Below are 17,779 nucleotides of genomic sequence, written 5' to 3' on the forward strand. Positions count from 1 at the left end.
GCGCGATTCGATGCGTTCGATGCGATGCGTCGGGGATTGCAGGGGCGCAAGTGCAAGCACAGCGGCAAGCGCAGCGCGGCAGGGCCCGCCAACCGGCGCGCCCTGCCCGCACTGGCGCTTACTTGCTCAGCACGAAGCCCTTGAGCTTGGAGAACGCCGCGTCCAGCAGCGCCTTCTGTTGCTCGTTGTGCTTGGCGTAGTAGCCCACGGCCGGCGAAGCCGACGCCGGACGGCCGGCGTAGCCGAGCTTCTGCCCTTCCGTCATGTTCTCCATGATGTAGTGCTGGACGAAGAACCAGGCGCCCTGGTTCTGCGGCTCGTCCTGGCACCACACGATCTCGGTGGCGTTCGGATACTTCTTCAGTTCGGCGGCCACCGCCTTGTGCGGGAACGGATAGAGCTGCTCGAGGCGGATGACGGCGACATCGCTGGCGCCCCGCTCCTTGCGCGTCGCGACCAGGTCGTAATAGACCTTGCCCGAGCACATGATCACGCGCTTGACCTTGCTGGCGTTCAGTTCTTCCTGCTCGCCGATCACGGTCTCGAAATGGCCCTTGGCCAGATCCGACAGCGGCGACACCGCGTCCTTGTTACGCAGCAGCGACTTCGGCGTCATGATGACCAGCGGCTTGCGGAACAGCCGGATCATCTGGCGGCGCAGCAGGTGGAAGATCTGCGCCGGCGTGGTCGGCTGGCAGACCTGCATGTTGTGGTCCGCGCACAGCTGCAGGAAGCGCTCGATGCGCGCCGAGCTGTGTTCCGGACCCTGGCCTTCGTAGCCGTGCGGCAGCATCAGCGTCAGGCCCGAGGCGCGGCCCCACTTGACTTCGCCCGACGAGATGAACTGGTCGATCACGACCTGCGCGCCGTTGACGAAGTCGCCGAACTGGGCTTCCCAGATCACCAGCGCGTTCGGCTCGGCGGTCGAGTAGCCGTATTCGAAGCCGAGCACCGCTTCCTCGGACAGCACCGAGTCGATCACGGTGAACGGGGCCTGCCCTTCCGACACGTTCTGCAGCGGCACGTACGTGCCGGCATCCCAGCGCTCGCGGTTCTGGTCATGCAGCACGGCGTGGCGGTGCGTGAAGGTGCCGCGGCCGGCGTCCTGGCCGGTGATGCGCACCGGATAGCCCGAGGCCACCAGCGAGGCGAAGGCCAGATGCTCGCCCATGCCCCAGTCCAGCGGCTGGTCGCCGCGGCCCATGTTGGCGCGGTCCTTGATGACCTTCTCGACCAGCGGATGCAGCTTGAACTGTTCCGGGATCGTGGTGATCCGTTCGGCCAGGCGCTTCAGTTCGGTCACCGGCACGGCGGTGTCGGCGGCGTCGGTCCACTTGCGGTTCAGGAACGGCATCCAGTCGACGGCGAACTTGTTCTTGAAGTTCGACAGCACCGGATCGACCGTGTGCTTGCCCGCGTCCATCGCGGCGCGGTAGGCCTTGACCAGCTCGTCGCCGAAATCGGCCGGCACCACGTTCTGCGTGGCCAGCTTGTCGGCGTAGACCTTGCGCGTGCCCGGATGCTGCGAGATCTTCTTGTACATCAGCGGCTGCGTGACCGCCGGGGTGTCCTGCTCGTTGTGGCCCAGCTTGCGGAAGCAGATGATGTCGACGACGACATCCTTCTTGAACTCCATGCGGTAGTCCACCGCCAGCTGCATCGCGAACACGACGGCCTCGGGATCGTCGCCGTTCACGTGCAGCACCGGCGCTTCGATCATCTTGACCACGTCGGTACAGTACAGCGTCGAGCGGGCGTCGCGCGGGTCCGAGGTGGTGAAGCCGATCTGGTTGTTGATCACGATGTGCATCGTGCCGCCGGTACCGTAGCCGCGGGTCTGGGCCAGGTTCAGCGTTTCCATCACGACGCCCTGGCCGGCGAAGGCCGCGTCGCCGTGCACCTGCACCGGCAGCACCTCGCGATGGCCGGCTTCGCCGCGGCGCTCCTGGCGCGCCTTGGCCGAGCCCTCGACCACCGGGTTGACGATTTCCAGGTGCGACGGGTTGAACGCGAGCGACAGGTGGACCGGGCCGCCTTCGGTCGACACATCGCTGGAGAAGCCCTTGTGGTACTTGACGTCGCCTGCCGGCAGATCGTCGACGTGCTTGCCTTCGAATTCGGCGAACAGGTCGGCGGGCATCTTGCCCAGCGTGTTGACCAGCACGTTCAGGCGGCCGCGGTGGGCCATGCCGATGACGATTTCCTGCACGCCCTGCTTGCCGGCGCGCTGGATCAGCTCGTCCATCGCGGCAATGAAGCTCTCGCCGCCTTCCAGCGAGAAGCGCTTCTGGCCGACGTACTTGGTATGCAGGAAGCGCTCCAGGCCTTCGGCGGCGGTCAGGCGCTCGAGGATGTGCTTCTTCTTCTCGGCCGTGAACACCGGACGGGCGCGCGTCGATTCGAGGCGCTCCTGCCACCAGCGCTTCTGCGCCTGGTCGCTGATGTACATGAATTCGGCGCCGATGCTGCTGCAATACGTCTCGCGCAGGTTCTGCAACAGCTCGCGCAGGCTCATCGACTCCTTGCCGAAATAGGTATTGCTGGCATTGAAGACGATGTCGAGGTCGGCCTCGGAGAAGCCGTAGAAGGCGGGATCCAGATCCGGCAGGGGCGGACGCTCCTGGCGCTTGAGCGGATCGAGGTCGGCCCAGTGCGAACCGATGTTGCGGTAGGCGGCGATCAGCTGGGTCGCGGCGACGCGCTTGCGGCCCATGTCGGCATCGGCCGAGGCGACAATGGTGCGAATCGGGCCTTGCTTGGCGCGCTCGGCGAACGAGGCGACGATCGGGGCGTGGGGAATGTCTCGGGAGGCGGTGCCGTTCGCGGCCGGCACGTTCTGCATCGCGTCGAAGTACGCGCGCCAGTTGTCGGGGACGGAGGCGGGATTCTGGAGGTAGGCTTCGTACAGCTCTTCCACGTACGGCGCGTTGCCGCCGAAGAGGTACGAATTGCTCTGATACTGCTGCATCATGGGGCGCTCACTATTCTTCGGGTATGCCGAAGTTAAGCGGGTTTATCAACCTTCCGCGACACGGCTTGACCGGTTAGCGGATTGCAAACAACTCTTGAAGGCCCCTAAGCAAACGGCACCACTGGGGTGCCGGCGCGCAGAAGCCCGGAAGGGCAAGTTGTGCGGGGAAGGACCTAAGTCTTCACTGCGCGTAAGAATAGCACGTTTGCGCAAACGTCCACCGCTCTTTTCCTGTAGTGCAACACCGATCCGACGTTTTCCCGCGGTATTGCGCGCCCTGCCGGTTTTCGCGGCCGAAAACCGCGTCCGGAACAGGGAATGGCTGTTGCGAAATGCCGTCGCTTTCTTTCAGCCGGCTTTCATTTGCCGATCACCCCGCTTTCACCGCCATGTTGCGGCGCAATCAGGTCGACCGCGTCGGTAATCACCGCATCGACGCCCCACTCCAGCAGCGCCGCCGCACGGTCTGGATCGTTGACGGTATAGCAGGCCACGCGATATCCGGCGCGATGAGCTGCCTCGATCACATTCCGGTCGAGTTCCCGATGGTTGGCGTCCAGCGCGACGCAGCCCAGCCGCGCCAGCCAGTCCAGCCAGTCGGCCGGCAGCTTGTCCAGCAGCAGCGCGCGCGGCAGGTCCGGCGCGACCCGGCGCGCGGCCTCCAGCGCCGCTTCGGAGAACGACGACAGCAGCGGCGGCACCGCCGCGCCGGCCCACAGCGCCAACGCGTCGAGCGCCACCGCGGCGCCGGTGCGCGCCTCGGTGCCGGGCACCGGTTTGATCTCGATATTGACGTGCAGGCCGTTGGCCCGCGTGTAGGCGGCGACCGCCGCCAGCGTCGGGATCGGCTCGCCGGCATAGGCCGGGCTGTGCCAGCTGCCGGCGTCGAGCTGGGCCAGTTCGCCCAGCGTCAGCGCGTCGGCGCGGCCGCGGCCGCTGGTGGTGCGCTCCAGCGTCGCGTCGTGCAGCAGCACCGGCTTGCCGTCGGCCGACAGCTTGACGTCGAACTCGAACATCCGATAGCCGAACGAGGCGCCGTGGCGAAACGCCGCCAGCGTGTTCTCGGGCGCCAGCTTGCCGGCGCCGCGATGGGCGATCGTGCGCGGATAGGGCCAGCGGGGCAGCGCGGTCGTCATCTCAGGCCTCGATCCGCTTGCCGCTGGCATGGTCGAAGAAATGCAGGTGCTCGGCCGAGGCCGTCACCGGCAGCTTCTCGCCCGCGCGCACGTGCATATGGCTGTCGAGCCGGACCACCACCTGCTGGCCGCCGAGCGTGCCGTAGGCGAACGAGTCCGCACCCAGCGCCTCGACCACGCGCACGTCGATCTGCGCGATGGCGTCGTGGGCGGCGCACGGTTCCAGATGCTCGGGCCGCAGACCCAGCAGCGCCTGCTGCGGCAGATGCAGCCCCATCGGCAGATGGCCCAGCGTGGCCTCCGACGGCTTGCCGTCCGCGCCGAGCACGCGCATCTGCGCGTCCGATGGCACACCCGAAGGCACCGCGCCCTGCCCCGCCTCGTTGCGCGCCACCGGAATCAGGTTCATCGGCGGCGAACCGATGAAGCCGGCGACGAAGATGCTGGCGGGCCGCGCATAGACCTCGAGCGGCGTGCCGATCTGCTCGACACGCCCGCCGTTGAGCACCATCATCCGGTCCGCCAGCGTCATCGCCTCGACCTGGTCGTGCGTGACATAGAGGCTGGTGGTGCGCAGCCGCCGATGCAGCTCCTTCAGTTCCAGCCGCATCTGCACGCGCAGCTTGGCGTCCAGGTTGGACAGCGGCTCGTCGAACAGGAATACCGCCGGCTCGCGCACGATCGCCCGCCCCATCGCCACCCGCTGGCGCTGGCCGCCCGACAGCTGGCGCGGCTTGCGCTCGAGCAGCGGCGCCAGCTCGAGAATGCCGGCCGCATGGCGCACGCGCTGTTCGATCTCGGCCTTCGGCATGCCGCGGATCTTCAGGCCGTACGCCATGTTGTCGTAGACGGTCATGTGCGGATACAGCGCGTAGTTCTGGAACACCATCGCGATATCGCGCTCGGCCGGCTCCAGCCGATTGACGACGCGATCGCCGATATGGACCTCGCCGCCGGTGATGGTCTCGAGCCCCGCGACCATCCGCAGCAGCGTCGACTTGCCGCAGCCCGACGGGCCGACGATCACGATGAACTCGCCATCGTCGATCTCCATGTCGATGCCATGCACGGCCGTGACATTGCCGGCGTAGGTCTTCTGTACGTTTCGGAGCGACAGTTTTGCCATGTGTTTCTGTTGTTCTGTTCGATATCGATCGATTTCGCCGACTGGCTGCGTTGTCTGGGTCCCCTCTCCCGCAGGCGGGAGAGCGGAGAAAACCGCCGCGCGCGCGAGCGCTACTTCTCTGTCTCCACCAATCCCTTGACGAACCACTTCTGCATCAGGATCACCACCACCGCGGGCGGGATCATCGCCAGCAGCACGGTCGCCATCACCAGGTTCCACTCGGTGGCGGCATCGCCGGAGCGCGAAATCATCTGGGTGACGCCGACGACCACCGGCGTCATCGACTTCTGCGTGGTGATCAACAGCGGCCACAGGTACTGGTTCCAGCCGTAGATGAACTGGATCACGAACAGTGCCGCGATGCTGGTCTTGGACAGCGGCAGCAGCACGTCGAGGAAGAACCGCATCGGCCCGGCGCCGTCGATGCGCGCGGCCTCGGCCAGCTCGTCGGGCACGGTCAGGAAGAACTGCCGGAACAGGAAGGTCGCGGTGGCCGACGCGATCAGCGGCACCGTCAGGCCGACGTAGCTGTCGAGCATGCCCAGGTCCGACACCACTTCATAGGTCGGCAGGATGCGCACTTCCACCGGCAGCATCAGCGTGATGAAGATCATCCAGAAGAAGGTCTTGCGCAGCGGGAACTTGAAGTACACCACCGCGAAGGCCGAGATGATCGAGATCGCGATCTTGCCCAGCGAAATGCCCAGCGCCATGATCATGCTGTTCATCAGCATGGTCGACACCGGGGCCGCGGCCACGCCGACGCCCTCGAACAGCACCGTGCGGTAGTTCTCCAGCAGATGCGGGCCGGGGATCAGCGTCATCGGCGCGTCCAGCACCTCCTCCGCGGTCAGCGTCGACGCGACGAAGGTCACATAGACCGGAAAGGCCACGATCAGGATGCCGACGATCAGCACCACGTGGGTCAGGAAATCGAGGAAGGGTCGCCGTTCTACCATGAGGGATACCTGTCTGCGGTCTTCATTGCGGTGTTCATCGGCCGCCGTTCAATACTGGACGCGCCGCTCGACGTAGCGGAACTGGACCACGGTCAGCGCGATCACGATCGCCATCAGCACCACCGACTGCGCCGCCGAGCCGCCGATGTCCATGCCGCGGAAGCCGTCGTGATAGACCTTGTAGACCAGCGTGTTGGTCGAATTGAACGGCCCGCCATGCGTGACCGCGTCGATGATGGCGAAGGTGTCGAAGAACGCGTACACCACGTTGATCACCATCAGGAAGAACGTGGTCGGCGACAGCAGCGGGAACACGATCGACCAGAAGCGTCGCCACGGTCCGGCGCCATCGATCGCCGCGGCCTCGATCAGCGAGCGCGGGATGCTCTGCAGACCGGCCAGGAAGAACAGGAAGTTGTAGCTGACCTGCTTCCACGCCGCGGCGATGATCACCAGCAGCATCGCCTGGTCGCCGTTGAGCAGGAAGTTCCAGTCCACGCCCATCTGGCGCAGCACGTACGAGACGATGCCCAGCGTCGGATTGAACAGGAACATCCACAGCACGCCGGCCACCGCCGGCGCCACCGCATACGGCCAGATCAGCAGCGTCTTGTAGGCGACCGCGCCGCGCAGCGCGCGATCGGCGAAATAGGCCAGCAGCAGCGCGAACGACATGCCGAGCAGCGCCACCCCGACCGCGAAGATCGCGGTCACGCGGAACGACTCGACGTAGTTCGGGTCGTTCCACAGCGTCATGAAGTTGGCGGCGCCGACATATTCGAGGCTGATGCCGAAGGCGTCCTGCTGCAGCACCGACTGGTACAGCGCCTGGCCCGCCGGCCAGAAGAAGAAGATCAGCGTGATCGCGATCTGCGGCAGCACCAGCAGATACGGCAGCCAGGGCGAACGGAAGACGACGCGTTTTTCCATGCGTGGCGATGGCAAAGGAGCGCCGTCGCGGCGCCCCAGGGGGAAATTGGACCCGCCGTGCGCGCCTCGAGCGCGGCGGCGGAAGCCGGAACCAGTCGAAGGCGGCGGACCGGCACGGCCCGCCGCCGGCCGCCCTTATTCCTTGGCGGTGCGCTGGAAGCGTTCGAGCAGCTCGTTGCCGCGCTTGACCGCGGTATCGAGCGCTTCCTTGGGCTCCTTCTTGCCGGCCCACACCGCTTCCAGTTCCTCGTCGACCACGGTGCGCACCTGGACCATATTGCCCAGCCGCACGCCGCGCGACTTGTCGGTGGTCTTGACGACCATCTGCTGCACCGACACGTCGGCGCCCGGATTCTTCTCGTAGAAGCCGGACTTCCTGGTCAGCTCGTAGGCCGCCATCGTGACCGGCAGATAGCCGGTCGCCTGGTGCCAGTCGGCCTGGACTTCCGGGCGCGACAGGAACGTGAAGAACTTGGCCACGCCCTTGTATTCCTCGGGCTTGCGGCCGGCCATCACCCACAGCGAGGCGCCGCCGATGATGGTGTTCTGCGGAGCGCCCGGCACGTCCGGGTAGTACGGCAGCTGCGACACGCCGAAGGCGAACTTGGCGTTCTTGCGCACGTTGGCCAGCGTCGCCGACGAGCCGGTGAACATCGCGCATTCGCCGTTGAAGAACTTGGCGCCCGACTCCGCCTTGCGGCCGCCGTAGCTGAAGTAGCCCTTCTTGACCATGTCCTGCAGGTTCGAGATGTGCTTGACGTGCAGCGGGCTGTTGAACACCAGGCGCGTATCGGTGCCGCCGAAGCCGTTGTTCTTGGTGGCATACAGCGTGTTGTGCCAGGCCGAGAAGCTCTCGAGGTGGACCCAGCCCTGCCAGTCGGTGGTGTAGGCGCAGTTGCCACCCGAGGCCTTGATCTTGGCCGAGTACTGCATCACCTCCGGCCAGGTCCTGGGCGGCTTCTCGGGATCGAGGCCGGCCTTCTTGAAGGCGTCCTTGTTGTAGTAGAAGACCGTGGTCGAGCTGTTGAACGGGAACGACAGCATCTCGCCCTTGGCGGACGTGTAGTAGCCCGCCACCGCGGGGATGTAGACCTTCTGGTCGAACTTTTCGCCGGCTTCCTTCATCACGGTCGAGACCGGCTTGATCGCGCCCTTGGCGCTCATCATGGTCGCGGTGCCGACCTCGAATACCTGCAGGATCGCCGGGGCGCCGCCGGCGCGGAAGGCGGCGATGCCCGCCGCCAGCGTCTCGTCGTAGTTGCCCTTGTTGACGGGCACGATCTTGTACTCGGTCTGGCTGGCGTTGAACTTGCTGGCCACCTCGTTGACCTTGTCGTTCAACGCGCCCTGCATCGCATGCCACCACTGGACTTCGACGGCGGCATGCGCGGCGCCGGTGGTGGACAGCGCGGCCACGGCAGCAGCCGCGGCGGCAAGCTTGATGGTGATGGTGCGGGGGATGGTCATCGACGGCTCTCCTCGTTTATTGCGTCATCCAGTCGGAAACCGGCCGAATGTATGCATTTTTTGTGACAAGCGGATGTTACTCCGGCAGCGCGCGCCGAGAAACCGAGCGTTTCTACCAATGTCCACGCGGGTTCGGGCCGGATCGGCCCGGGGCGGAGGCAACATGACAGCGCCGTGACATAGCTTAGGCGACGCGATATGCGAGGTACAATGCGCCGCCATGCCGACCCCGCAAATGCCCCCCGCGCTCCCCGCCCTCCCCGTCTTTCCGGCCGCGCTGCCCGCGGCGGCGCTGCGCCGCGTGCGCGGCGTGCTGACCGATATCGACGGCACGCTGACGACCGCCGGCCGCCTGCCGGCCACCACCTACCTGGCCATCGAGCGCCTGCGGCACGCGGGGCTGCAGGTGATTCCGGTGACCGGGCGCTGCATCGCCTGGGCCGAGATCCTGACGCGGCTGTGGCCGGTCGACGCGATCATCGGCGAGAACGGCGCCTTCTATTCGCATCTGCGCGACGGGCGCCTGGTGACGCGCTTCATCGACGACGCCGAGACGCGCGCGCGCAACCTGCGGCGCATCGACGAACTGGCGCAGCGGATCCTGCGGGAGGTGCCCGGCTGCGCGCTGGCGTCCGACCAGCACTGGCACGCGGCGGACCTGGCGATCGACCACGCGGAGGATGTCGCGCCGCTGCCGCCGCAGGCCGTCGACCGCATCGTCGCGCTGATGCAGCAGGCCGGCATGGCGGCCACCGTCAGTTCGATCCATGTCAACGGCTGGTTCGGCCGGCACGACAAGCTGAGCACCAGCCGCCTGTGCGCGGCCGAGCTGCTCGGCGCGGACCTCGACGCCCAGCGCGACGAATGGGTGTTCATCGGCGATTCGGCCAACGATGCGTCGATGTTCGCCCACTTCCCGCTGTCGGTCGGCGTGGCCAATGTGCGCGAGATCCTGCCGCTGCTGCCGGTGCCGCCGGCCTATGTGACCGAGGCCGCCGGCGGCGAAGGCTTCGCCGAGATGGTCGACGCGCTGCTGGCCGCGCGCGACGCCTGACGGCGGCAGTACCCTGCCATCCGGCCGCCGGCATCAGCTCATGATGCCGATGTGCCAGGGCACGAACTCGTTGTCGCCCAGCCCCAGCAGCTCGCTCTTCGAGCGCTGCCCCGACGCGGTGCGCAGCATCAGCGCGAAGATCTCCTCGCCCACCTGCTCGATGGTCTTGTCGCCATCGAGGATGGTGCCGCAGTTCAGGTCCATGTCCTCCTCGAGCCGGCGGTACATCGGCGAGTTGGTCGCCAGCTTGACGCTGGGCACCGGCTTGGCGCCGAACATCGAGCCGCGCCCGGTGGTGAACGCGATCAGGTTGGCGCCGCCGGCGATCTGGCCGGTGGCCGACACCGGGTCGTAGCCCGGCGTATCCATGAAGACCAGGCCGTGCTCGGTCACCGGCTCGGCATAGCGGTAGACCGCCATCAGCGGCCCGGTGCCGCCCTTCATCGACGAGCCCAGCGACTTCTCGAAGATGTTCGCCAGCCCGCCCATCTGGTTGCCGGGGCTGACCTGCCCGTTGATCTGCACGTCGCGCCCGACCGAATACTCGTCCTTCCACCAGCGGATCCGCTCGACCAGCTTCTCGCCGACTTCGCGGCTGGCCGCGCGCCGCGTCAGCGTGTGCTCGACGCCATAGATCTCCGGCGTCTCCGACAGGATCGCAGTGCCGCCGTGGCGCACCAGCAGATCGACGGCGGCACCGAGCGCCGGATTGGCGGTGATCGACGAAAAGCCGTCCGAGCCGCCGCACTGCAGGCCGACCGTCAGATGGCTGGCCGGCACCGGCCGGCGTTCGACGCGGTTGGCCTCGGGCAGCATCGCCATCACCGCGGCGATGCCGGCCTCGATGGTCTTGCGCGTGCCGCCGCTGTCCTGCATCACGAAGGTCCGCAGCATGGGACCGTCCCGCAGCGACTGCGCCTGCAGCAGGCCCTTGAGCTGGTTGCGCTCGCAGCCCAGCCCGACGATCAGCGCGCCGCCCAGATTGGCGTGCCGCGCGTAGCCGGCCATGGTCCGCCGCAGCAGGTCCATCGGCTCGCCGGTCATCTCCATGCCGCAGCCCAGCGAATGACTGAAGGCCACCACGCCGTCGACGTTCGGATAATCGGCCAGCCGCTCGGGCGTGAACCACTCGGCGATCTTGCGCACCACGGTCGCCGAGCAATTGACAGTCGACAGGATGCCGACATAGTTGCGCGTTCCCACGCGGCCATCGGAGCGCACGATGCCGTCGAACATCGCCTGGCGCGACGCCGGCACGCGCTGCACCGGCACATAGTCGCGGCCGTAGGCGTAGTCGCGCTCATACTCCTGGAAGCTGACGTTGTGCGAATGCACGTAGCTGCCCGCCGCGATGTCGGTCGCGGCGAAGCCGATGCAGACGTTGTACTTGACGATCGGCTCGCCGGCGCGGATGGCGCGCGCGGCGATCTTGTGGCCGGCCGGCACCTGGCCGCGCGTGGTCCAGGGCTGGCCCGGCACCTGCGTGCCGATGCCGACATCCATGCGCGCGACCAGCACATTGTCGGCGGGATGCAGGCGGATGCAGGGGCCCAGCAGGGTCTTGTCGTGGCTGACGGGAGGGCGAACTTCCATACGGCGGTGATTGGCTGGTTTGGTGGAGGGGAACGCAGATCGAGAACAACCATCCTGTCGTTCGCGCGCACGCGGGAATCCAGCGTCCTTCAAAGACCCCTGGGTCCCCGCGTGCGCGGGGACGACAACGTTGGCTCAGCGTTCTGCTCGGATACGCTTATTCCGGCCGGATATTCGACGCCTTGACGACCGCGGCCCATTTCGGGACTTCTCCGGTCATGAACTTGCCGAACTGCTCGGGATTGGTGCCGAGGACGTTCAGGCCCTGCTCGGCGAATTTGGCACGCAGGCCCGGCTCCTTCAGCGCCTTGGCCACCTCGTCGCTGATGCGCGCGGCGATCGGGCGCGGCGTGCTGGCGGGCAGGAACAGGCCATACCAGGTCAGCACCTCGAAGTCCTTCAGGCCGGCCTCGGCGACGGTCGGCACCTGTGGCAGGCCCGGCGCGCGCGTCAGGCTCGAAACCGCGACCGCCTTCAGCTTGCCGGACTGGATGAACGGCGCGGCGACCGGCACGTTGGCGAACATCACCGGCACATTGCCGGCGATCACATCGGTCAGCGCCGAGGACTCGCCCTTGTACGGCACGTGCGTCAGCTTGATGCCGCTCATCGTGTTGAACAGTTCGCCGGCGATGTGCTGCGGACCGCCGGGCCCGGACGACGCGTAGCTCGTCAGCTTGCCGGCACGCACCAGGTCGGCGACCTCCTTGATTGTGCTGGCCGGCACCGACGGATTGACCACCATCACCAGCGGCATCGACACCACCTGCGTCACCGGCATGAAGTCCTTCAGCGGATCGAATGGCAGCTTCGCGTACATGCTGGGCGCGATCACCATGGTCGATTGCGAGGCCAGCATCATCGAATAGCCGTCCGCCGGCGACTGCGCCACGTTCGATGCCGCGATGGTGCCGGTCGCGCCGGGCCGGTTCTCGACCACGATCGATTGGCCCATCTGTTTCGACAGCTGCGCGCCGAGCTGGCGCGCGACGATGTCCGCGCCGCCGCCGGGCGCAAAGCCGACCACCACGCGGATCGGCTTGCTGGGAAAGGCGTCGGTCGCGGCCGCCGCGGGGACCGCCGTCAACGCCGCCATGGTCAATCCGGCCACGGCCACGGACACGCACAGCGCGAGGCGAAGGCCGGCGCGACGCCGGCTTGGTGGGATGGCGAAGGTCATGGTTGTCTCCTTGGGTGTTGTCGTATTTGTTGTCGTATTTGTTGTCGTATTCGCTGTCGTCTATCTCGTCGTGCGGGTAGCGGCGTTGCGGCCGCGATGCCGTCAGACCGCGAGCCGCTCCGCGCCGGGCATCGCGAAGCCCAGCGCATCGAGCGCCCGGCCCAGCAGCGCGCGCTGGCCTTGCTGCAGCTCGGTCAGAGGCGGCCGCACGGTGCGCCAGCCGCCGTCCGCGCTCTGCACCGCGATCGCCTCCTTCATCGCGGCGATCATCGGGAACTGCTGGAAGGCCGCGCGCGTGCGGTTCAGCGCGGCCTGCCGCGCATCGGCATCGGGCGCCTGCCAGTTCGCGTACAGGTCGACGATCGGCCCGGGATTGACGTTGCCGGTCGCCGTGATGCAACCCGCCCCGCCCGCGCGCATCGTCTCCAGCAGGATCGCCTCGCTACCGGCGAACACATCGAAGCCGCGCGCGCCGAAGCGCTCGATCATCGCGCGCGTGTTGGCGAGGTCGCCGGAGCTGTCCTTGATGCCGGCGACGATGCCCGGGTAGGCAGTCAGCAGCCGGTCGATCAGGTCCAGGCCGAGCGGCACCTGGCTGACCGCGGGGATGTGATACAGGTAGACGCGCAGCCGCTCGTTGCCGCTCCCCTCGCCAACCGCCTCGATGACCTGCGCAAACGCGCGGAACAGGCCATCGTCGCTGACACCCTTGTAGTAGAACGGCGGCAGCATCAGCACGCCGGCACAGCCCGCGGCGACCGCGTGGCGCGTCAGCGCGATGGCGTCCGGCAGCGCGCAGGCGCCGGTGCCGGGCATCAGGCGGTCCGGCGGAATGCCGGCGTCGAGCAGACGATCCAGCAGCGCGCGCTTCTCGTCCAGCGACAACGAATTGGCCTCGGAATTGGTGCCGAATACGGCCAGTCCAACGCCCTGCTCGATCAGCCAGCGGCAATGCCGCACGAACCGCTGCGCGTCGGGCGCGTAGCCGGCGGTGAACGGCGTCAACACGGGGGAAAAGACGCCGCGCGGGCGGGCGGACTGGATCATGGCTGTCTCCGGGGATGGGCGCCTGGCCGGCTGGCCCAATCGATTGGGCTCGACCAGTGGCATCAAGGACGGTGTCAACGAATGGAGCCCATTCTAGGAACCGCCAACCGATGGAAACAGCATCGAACGGCTGCTTCAGACGATAAAGTTTTTTGGGTTCACGCCGGATCGAGGCCGCGGTCGGCCTTTGCTAAGATTCGCCGCGGCCCTACCACGACGACAACAACGAGAGACAAGGAGCCCTCCCCGCCATGGACATTCGCTACCTGCAGAGTTTCGTCGCCGTGGTCGAGCACGGCTCGTTCGCCGAAGCGGCGCGACGCCTGGGCCTGACGCCGGCCGCCATCGCGGCGCGCGTCAAGGCGCTGGAAGAATCGCTGGATACGGCGCTGGTGCAGCGCGCGGGCCGCACCGTGGTGCCGACCCAGGGCGGGCTGCGGATCCTGCCGAAGGCGCGTGCGGTGGTGCGCGATGTGCGGGACCTGAACGCGGTCGCCCACGACGACAGCCTGCTGGGCGAACTGCGGCTGGGCGTGTCGACCTCGGCGCTGACGGGCTTGCTGCCGCCGATTCTCAAGCGCGTCTATGCGGCGCATCCGCGGTTGAAGATCTTCGTCGAACCCGGTTCGTCGTCGCACCTGTATCGCCGCATCGTCGGCGGCGATCTCGATGCCGGCATCATCGTCGCGCCGCAGTTCGCCATCCCGAAGGCATTCGAGTGGCACGTGCTGGTGCGCGAGCCGTTCATCGTGCTGGCGCCCGAATCGATGGCCGGGCGCGGCGCGCACGAGCTGCTGGCCACCGAGCCCTTCATCCGCTACGACCGCGGCATGTGGGGCGGCATGGTCGCCGACCGCTATCTGCACGAGCACAATATCGTGCCGCACGAGCGGCTCGAGATCGATGCGCTGAACGCGATCGCGACGATGGTGCACCAGGGCATCGGCGTGTCGCTGGTGCCGGACTGGACGCCGCCCTGGCCCGAAGGGATTCGCGTCGCCCGCATTGCGCTGCCGGGCCGCGCGCCGGTGCGGCAGGTCGGCCTGCTGTGGTCGCCGCACGCCGCGCATGGCGCGCTGTCGCGCACGCTGCTCGAGCATGCGGCGAGCGCGACCGGGCAGCGGTAGCCCGCCCCTGGCCGCGCTGCCGCGCTGTCCCGCCGTCGGGATGGCCGCTTACCGGGGCGCGCCGGGCGTCTTGCCGCGCGTTTGCGGCGCGCGCAGGAAGTCGAAGTCGACGCCCCGGTCCGCCTGGGTCACCGTCTGCAGGAACAGCTTCAGGTAGCCGCGCGGCGCGCTGGGCTCGCGCACCGGGTCGGCCGCACGGCGCCGCTCGAGCTCGTCGTCCGCCACCAGCAGGCTGAGCTCGCGCCGGCTGACGCTCAGGCGAATCCGGTCGCCGGTGCGCACCAGGGCAAGCGGTCCGCCGACCGCGGCTTCCGGCGTGACATGCAGCACCACGGTGCCGAACGCGGTGCCGCTCATGCGCCCGTCCGAGATCCGCACCATGTCCTTGACGCCGGCGCGCGCCAGCTTGCGCGGGATCGGGATATAGCCGGCCTCGGGCATGCCGGGCGCGCCCTTGGGGCCGATGTTCTTCAGCACCAGCACATCGTCGGCGTTGACGTCGAGGTCGTCGCTGTCGATGCGCGCGACCAGGTCCTGCGCGTTCTCGAACACCACCGCGCGGCCCTCGTGCTCCATCAGCGCGGCGTCGGCGGCGGACTGCTTGATGATCGCGCCGCCCGGCGCCAGATTGCCGCCGAGCACGGCGATGCCGCCCTGCGGATAGATCGGATCGGCGATCGGCCGCACGACGTCCTGCGCAAAGCCCGCTCCGGCCGCGTCGAGCTCCTCGCCCAGCGTGCGTCCCGTCACGGTCAGCGCCTCGAGCCGCAGCAGCGGCCGCAGCTCGCGCAGCAGCGTGGCCATGCCGCCGGCCTTGTGGAAGTCTTCCATGTAGTGCTGGCCGCTGGGCTTCAGGTCCAGCAGTACCGGCGTCTCGCGGCCCATGCGGTCCAGCGCCTGCATGTCGATGTCCAGCCCCATGCGGCCCGCGATCGCGGCCAGATGCACGATGCCGTTGGTCGAGCCGCCGATGGCCAGCAGCACGCGCATCGCATTCTCGAACGCGGCCGGCGTCAGCACCTGGTGGATGGTCAGCCGCTCGCGCGCCATCGCCACCGCGCGCGTGCCGGTCAGCTCGGCGATGCGGATGCGGTCGGCGGTGACTGCCGGCGGCGTCGCCGCGCCGGGCAGGCTCATGCCCATCGCCTCGGTCAGGCAGGCCATCGTGCTGGCGGTGCCCATCACCGAACAGGTGCCGACGCTGGCGACCAGCTGGTCGTTGACCTGCGCGGTCTCGTGCGCGTCGATCTCGCCCGCGCGGAACTTGCCCCAGTAGCGGCGGCAATCGGTACAGGCACCGACCCGCTCGCCGCGATGCGAGCCGGTCAGCATCGCGCCGGTCACCAGCTGGATCGCCGGCACGCCCGCCGAGGCGGCACCCATCAGCTGCGCCGGCACGGTCTTGTCGCAGCCGCCGATCAGCACCACCGCGTCCATCGGCTGCGCGCGGATCATCTCCTCGGTATCGATCGACATCAGGTTGCGCAGCACCATGCTGGTCGGCGCGGCGAAGCTCTCGTGGATCGAGATCGTCGGGAACGGCATCGGCAGCCCGCCGGCCAGCAGGATGCCGCGTTTGACGGCCTCGACCAGCTGCGGCATGTTGCCGTGGCAGGGGTTGAAGGCGCTGCCGGTATCGGCGATGCCGATCACCGGCCGCTCGAGCGCGGCATCGGTATAGCCCGAGCCCTTGATGAAGGCCTTGCGCAGGAACAGCGAGAAGCCCTGGTCGCCGTAGTTGGTCAGGCCCTGGCGCAGGCCGGTGTCGGCCCGGGTATCGCTTTGGTGATCGCGTTCGTTGTCGTCGCCGGATGGGTTCGGTGTGCTCGAATTGTTGCTCATGGTCAGCGCGGAAAATGGGGTTCTTCAATGGTCTGACGAAGCTTGCCGTCCGCGCGCAGGCGGGGACCCAGCGGCGTTTGCAGGACGCCGGGCCCCGCGCTCGCGGGAACGAGGGGACGGCCGTGGAAAGCTCGTCGGCCGTGTGTTCAGCTGTCCGACTCGATGCCGGCGTCGGTGATCACCTTCTGCCAGCGGCTCACCTCGTCGCGCAGGCGCTCGGCGGCCTTGTCCGGCGTGGTGGCGGGCAACGCGTAGACGCCCTGCTGCAGCAACTGCGCCTTGACCGCGGGCATCTCCAGCATCTTCGCCAGCGCGGCGTTCAGGCGCTGCACCACCGGCGCCGGCGTGGCGGCCGGCGCCAGCACGCCGAAGGTCGAACTGACATCGAGCGCCGGCATGCCGCTCTCGCCGGCCGCGGGCACATCGGGCAGCATCGAGATCCGTTTCGACGCCGCCACCGCGACCGGCCGCAACTGGCCGCTCTTGATGAAGGGCTGCGCCGCGGGCACGGTCTCGACCATCATGTTGACCTGCCCCGCGACCAGGTCGGTCATCGCCGGGCCGCTGCCCTTGTACGGCACGTGCACCATGTCGATGCCGGCCTCCTTGCGGAAGATCTCGGCCGCCATCCGCTGCGGCGCGCCGGCACCCGAACTCGCATAGTTCAGCTTGCCGGGATTGGCCTTGCCGTACTGGATCAGCTGCTGCAGCGTGGTGACCGGCAACTGCGGATTGACCACCACGACCAGCGGCACCGAGCCGACCACCATCACCGGCACGAAGTCCTTCAGCAGATCGTAGCGCAGCCGCCCCTTCTCCAGCGTCGCCATCGTCGAATGCGAGGTCAGCGCGCCCATCAGCAGCGTGTAGCCGTCCGGCGCGCTCTTCGCGACCGCCTCGGCCCCGATATTGCCGCCGGCGCCGCCGCGGTTCTCGACCACGACCTGCTGCCCCAGCGACTCGCCGAGCCGGGCGGCGACGATGCGGCCGATCACGTCGGTGGCGCCGCCCGGGGGATAGGGAATCACCAGGCGCACCGGCTTGTCCGGGTACGCGGCCAGGGCGGCGGGCGCGAGCGCGGCCCATAGCGGCGCGGACAAGGCGAGCAGGCCGGCGCGCAGCCAGCTCCGGCGGCATCGCTGGAATGAGGGGATCGGCTTGGTGGTCATGGGGTCTCCTGGATCTCGTTGTCGTCGGCGCTGCCCTCGGGCCTCGCGTGGGAACGGATCGAGGCACGGGGCGCCGTGACGGCAAGTGTGGAGACGGGCGGCGCGCGGAAGAAGCGGTTGCCGCACCGATTAACCAAAAAATTATTTTGGTCTGGGCGGATCGCGCCGGCGAATCATC

13 protein-coding genes are annotated in these 17,779 nt (G+C 67.9%); 2 read left to right on the forward strand and 11 right to left on the reverse strand.

All coding sequences use genetic code 11. The features are described from left to right. Window positions 1-118 precede the first annotated feature (118 nt). The 6 genes from FOB47_RS18745 to ugpB all read right to left on the reverse strand — a co-directional run bounded on the left by FOB47_RS18745 (window position 119) and on the right by ugpB (window position 8,589). The gene (locus tag FOB47_RS18745; RefSeq protein ID WP_053822027.1) at window positions 119-2,971 is read right to left on the reverse strand and encodes a 2-oxoglutarate dehydrogenase E1 component; all 2,853 of its coding nucleotides are present in this window, start codon (window positions 2,969-2,971) and stop codon (window positions 119-121) included. A 359-nt stretch (window positions 2,972-3,330) separates the two neighbouring features. Beyond that, complete coding sequence (ugpQ, locus tag FOB47_RS18750; protein WP_174781805.1) at window positions 3,331-4,107, reverse strand: glycerophosphodiester phosphodiesterase; 777 nt, start codon at window positions 4,105-4,107, stop codon at window positions 3,331-3,333. A 1-nt stretch (window position 4,108) separates the two neighbouring features. Next, window positions 4,109-5,233, reverse strand: a complete 1,125-nt coding sequence (locus tag FOB47_RS18755) for a sn-glycerol-3-phosphate import ATP-binding protein UgpC (protein ID WP_053822029.1) — start codon at window positions 5,231-5,233, stop codon at window positions 4,109-4,111. A gap of 110 nt (window positions 5,234-5,343) precedes the next feature. After that, a complete protein-coding gene (ugpE, locus tag FOB47_RS18760) occupies window positions 5,344-6,192 on the reverse strand; it encodes a sn-glycerol-3-phosphate ABC transporter permease UgpE (protein WP_053822030.1) in 849 nt (282 codons plus the stop codon). A gap of 48 nt (window positions 6,193-6,240) precedes the next feature. After that, on the reverse strand, window positions 6,241-7,122 hold the full coding sequence (gene ugpA, locus FOB47_RS18765) for a sn-glycerol-3-phosphate ABC transporter permease UgpA (protein WP_174781806.1): 882 nt from the start codon (window positions 7,120-7,122) through the stop codon (window positions 6,241-6,243). A gap of 135 nt (window positions 7,123-7,257) precedes the next feature. Next, window positions 7,258-8,589 (reverse strand): sn-glycerol-3-phosphate ABC transporter substrate-binding protein UgpB, encoded by a 1,332-nt coding sequence (gene ugpB / locus FOB47_RS18770; protein WP_174781807.1) that lies wholly within the window; start codon window positions 8,587-8,589, stop codon window positions 7,258-7,260. 235 nt (window positions 8,590-8,824) lie between these two features. On the opposite strand from ugpB, the gene FOB47_RS18775 reads away from it, so the two are divergent. Further along, window positions 8,825-9,643: an HAD-IIB family hydrolase gene (locus FOB47_RS18775; protein ID WP_244959332.1), complete on the forward strand. Its 819-nt coding sequence runs from the start codon at window positions 8,825-8,827 to the stop codon at window positions 9,641-9,643. A 33-nt stretch (window positions 9,644-9,676) separates the two neighbouring features. Here FOB47_RS18775 and FOB47_RS18780 read toward each other — a convergent pair whose 3' ends face one another. The 3 genes from FOB47_RS18780 to FOB47_RS18790 all read right to left on the reverse strand — a co-directional run bounded on the left by FOB47_RS18780 (window position 9,677) and on the right by FOB47_RS18790 (window position 13,463). Then, entirely contained in the window at window positions 9,677-11,236 is a 1,560-nt protein-coding gene (locus FOB47_RS18780; RefSeq protein WP_053822033.1) for a UxaA family hydrolase, read from the reverse strand. Between the two features lie 157 nt (window positions 11,237-11,393). Then, on the reverse strand, window positions 11,394-12,416 hold the full coding sequence (locus tag FOB47_RS18785; RefSeq protein ID WP_174781809.1) for a Bug family tripartite tricarboxylate transporter substrate binding protein: 1,023 nt from the start codon (window positions 12,414-12,416) through the stop codon (window positions 11,394-11,396). A gap of 102 nt (window positions 12,417-12,518) precedes the next feature. Further along, window positions 12,519-13,463, reverse strand: coding sequence for a dihydrodipicolinate synthase family protein (locus FOB47_RS18790; RefSeq protein ID WP_174781810.1), 945 nt, complete (start codon window positions 13,461-13,463; stop codon window positions 12,519-12,521). A 251-nt stretch (window positions 13,464-13,714) separates the two neighbouring features. Between FOB47_RS18790 and FOB47_RS18795 the strand changes: the two genes are divergently transcribed. Beyond that, on the forward strand, window positions 13,715-14,590 hold the full coding sequence (locus tag FOB47_RS18795) for a LysR family transcriptional regulator (protein ID WP_053822036.1): 876 nt from the start codon (window positions 13,715-13,717) through the stop codon (window positions 14,588-14,590). A gap of 48 nt (window positions 14,591-14,638) precedes the next feature. On the opposite strand, the gene FOB47_RS18800 is transcribed toward FOB47_RS18795, so the two are convergent. Together FOB47_RS18800 and FOB47_RS18805 are read right to left on the reverse strand one after the other, a co-directional pair. Continuing rightward, entirely contained in the window at window positions 14,639-16,432 is a 1,794-nt protein-coding gene (locus FOB47_RS18800) for an IlvD/Edd family dehydratase (RefSeq protein WP_244959333.1), read from the reverse strand. Between the two features lie 146 nt (window positions 16,433-16,578). Beyond that, entirely contained in the window at window positions 16,579-17,601 is a 1,023-nt protein-coding gene (locus FOB47_RS18805) for a Bug family tripartite tricarboxylate transporter substrate binding protein (protein WP_174781811.1), read from the reverse strand. Between the last annotated feature and the right edge of the window lie 178 nt (window positions 17,602-17,779).

Source organism: Cupriavidus gilardii, from assembly GCF_013347325.1.
GTDB classification, from domain to species: Bacteria; Pseudomonadota; Gammaproteobacteria; order Burkholderiales; family Burkholderiaceae; genus Cupriavidus; species Cupriavidus gilardii.

Excerpts from the sequence above, each read along its gene's own strand:
- FOB47_RS18745 (WP_053822027.1), bottom strand. The coding sequence starts at position 2,971 with ATGATGCAGCAGTATCAGAGCAATTCGTACCTCTTCGGCGGCAACGCG.
- ugpQ (WP_174781805.1), bottom strand. The coding sequence starts at position 4,107 with ATGACGACCGCGCTGCCCCGCTGGCCCTATCCGCGCACGATCGCCCAT.
- FOB47_RS18755 (WP_053822029.1), bottom strand. The coding sequence starts at position 5,233 with ATGGCAAAACTGTCGCTCCGAAACGTACAGAAGACCTACGCCGGCAAT.
- ugpE (WP_053822030.1), bottom strand. The coding sequence starts at position 6,192 with ATGGTAGAACGGCGACCCTTCCTCGATTTCCTGACCCACGTGGTGCTG.
- ugpA (WP_174781806.1), bottom strand. The coding sequence starts at position 7,122 with ATGGAAAAACGCGTCGTCTTCCGTTCGCCCTGGCTGCCGTATCTGCTG.
- ugpB (WP_174781807.1), bottom strand. The coding sequence starts at position 8,589 with ATGACCATCCCCCGCACCATCACCATCAAGCTTGCCGCCGCGGCTGCT.
- FOB47_RS18775 (WP_244959332.1), top strand. The coding sequence starts at position 8,825 with ATGCCCCCCGCGCTCCCCGCCCTCCCCGTCTTTCCGGCCGCGCTGCCC.
- FOB47_RS18780 (WP_053822033.1), bottom strand. The coding sequence starts at position 11,236 with ATGGAAGTTCGCCCTCCCGTCAGCCACGACAAGACCCTGCTGGGCCCC.
- FOB47_RS18785 (WP_174781809.1), bottom strand. The coding sequence starts at position 12,416 with ATGACCTTCGCCATCCCACCAAGCCGGCGTCGCGCCGGCCTTCGCCTC.
- FOB47_RS18790 (WP_174781810.1), bottom strand. The coding sequence starts at position 13,463 with ATGATCCAGTCCGCCCGCCCGCGCGGCGTCTTTTCCCCCGTGTTGACG.
- FOB47_RS18795 (WP_053822036.1), top strand. The coding sequence starts at position 13,715 with ATGGACATTCGCTACCTGCAGAGTTTCGTCGCCGTGGTCGAGCACGGC.
- FOB47_RS18800 (WP_244959333.1), bottom strand. The coding sequence starts at position 16,432 with ATGAGCAACAATTCGAGCACACCGAACCCATCCGGCGACGACAACGAA.
- FOB47_RS18805 (WP_174781811.1), bottom strand. The coding sequence starts at position 17,601 with ATGACCACCAAGCCGATCCCCTCATTCCAGCGATGCCGCCGGAGCTGG.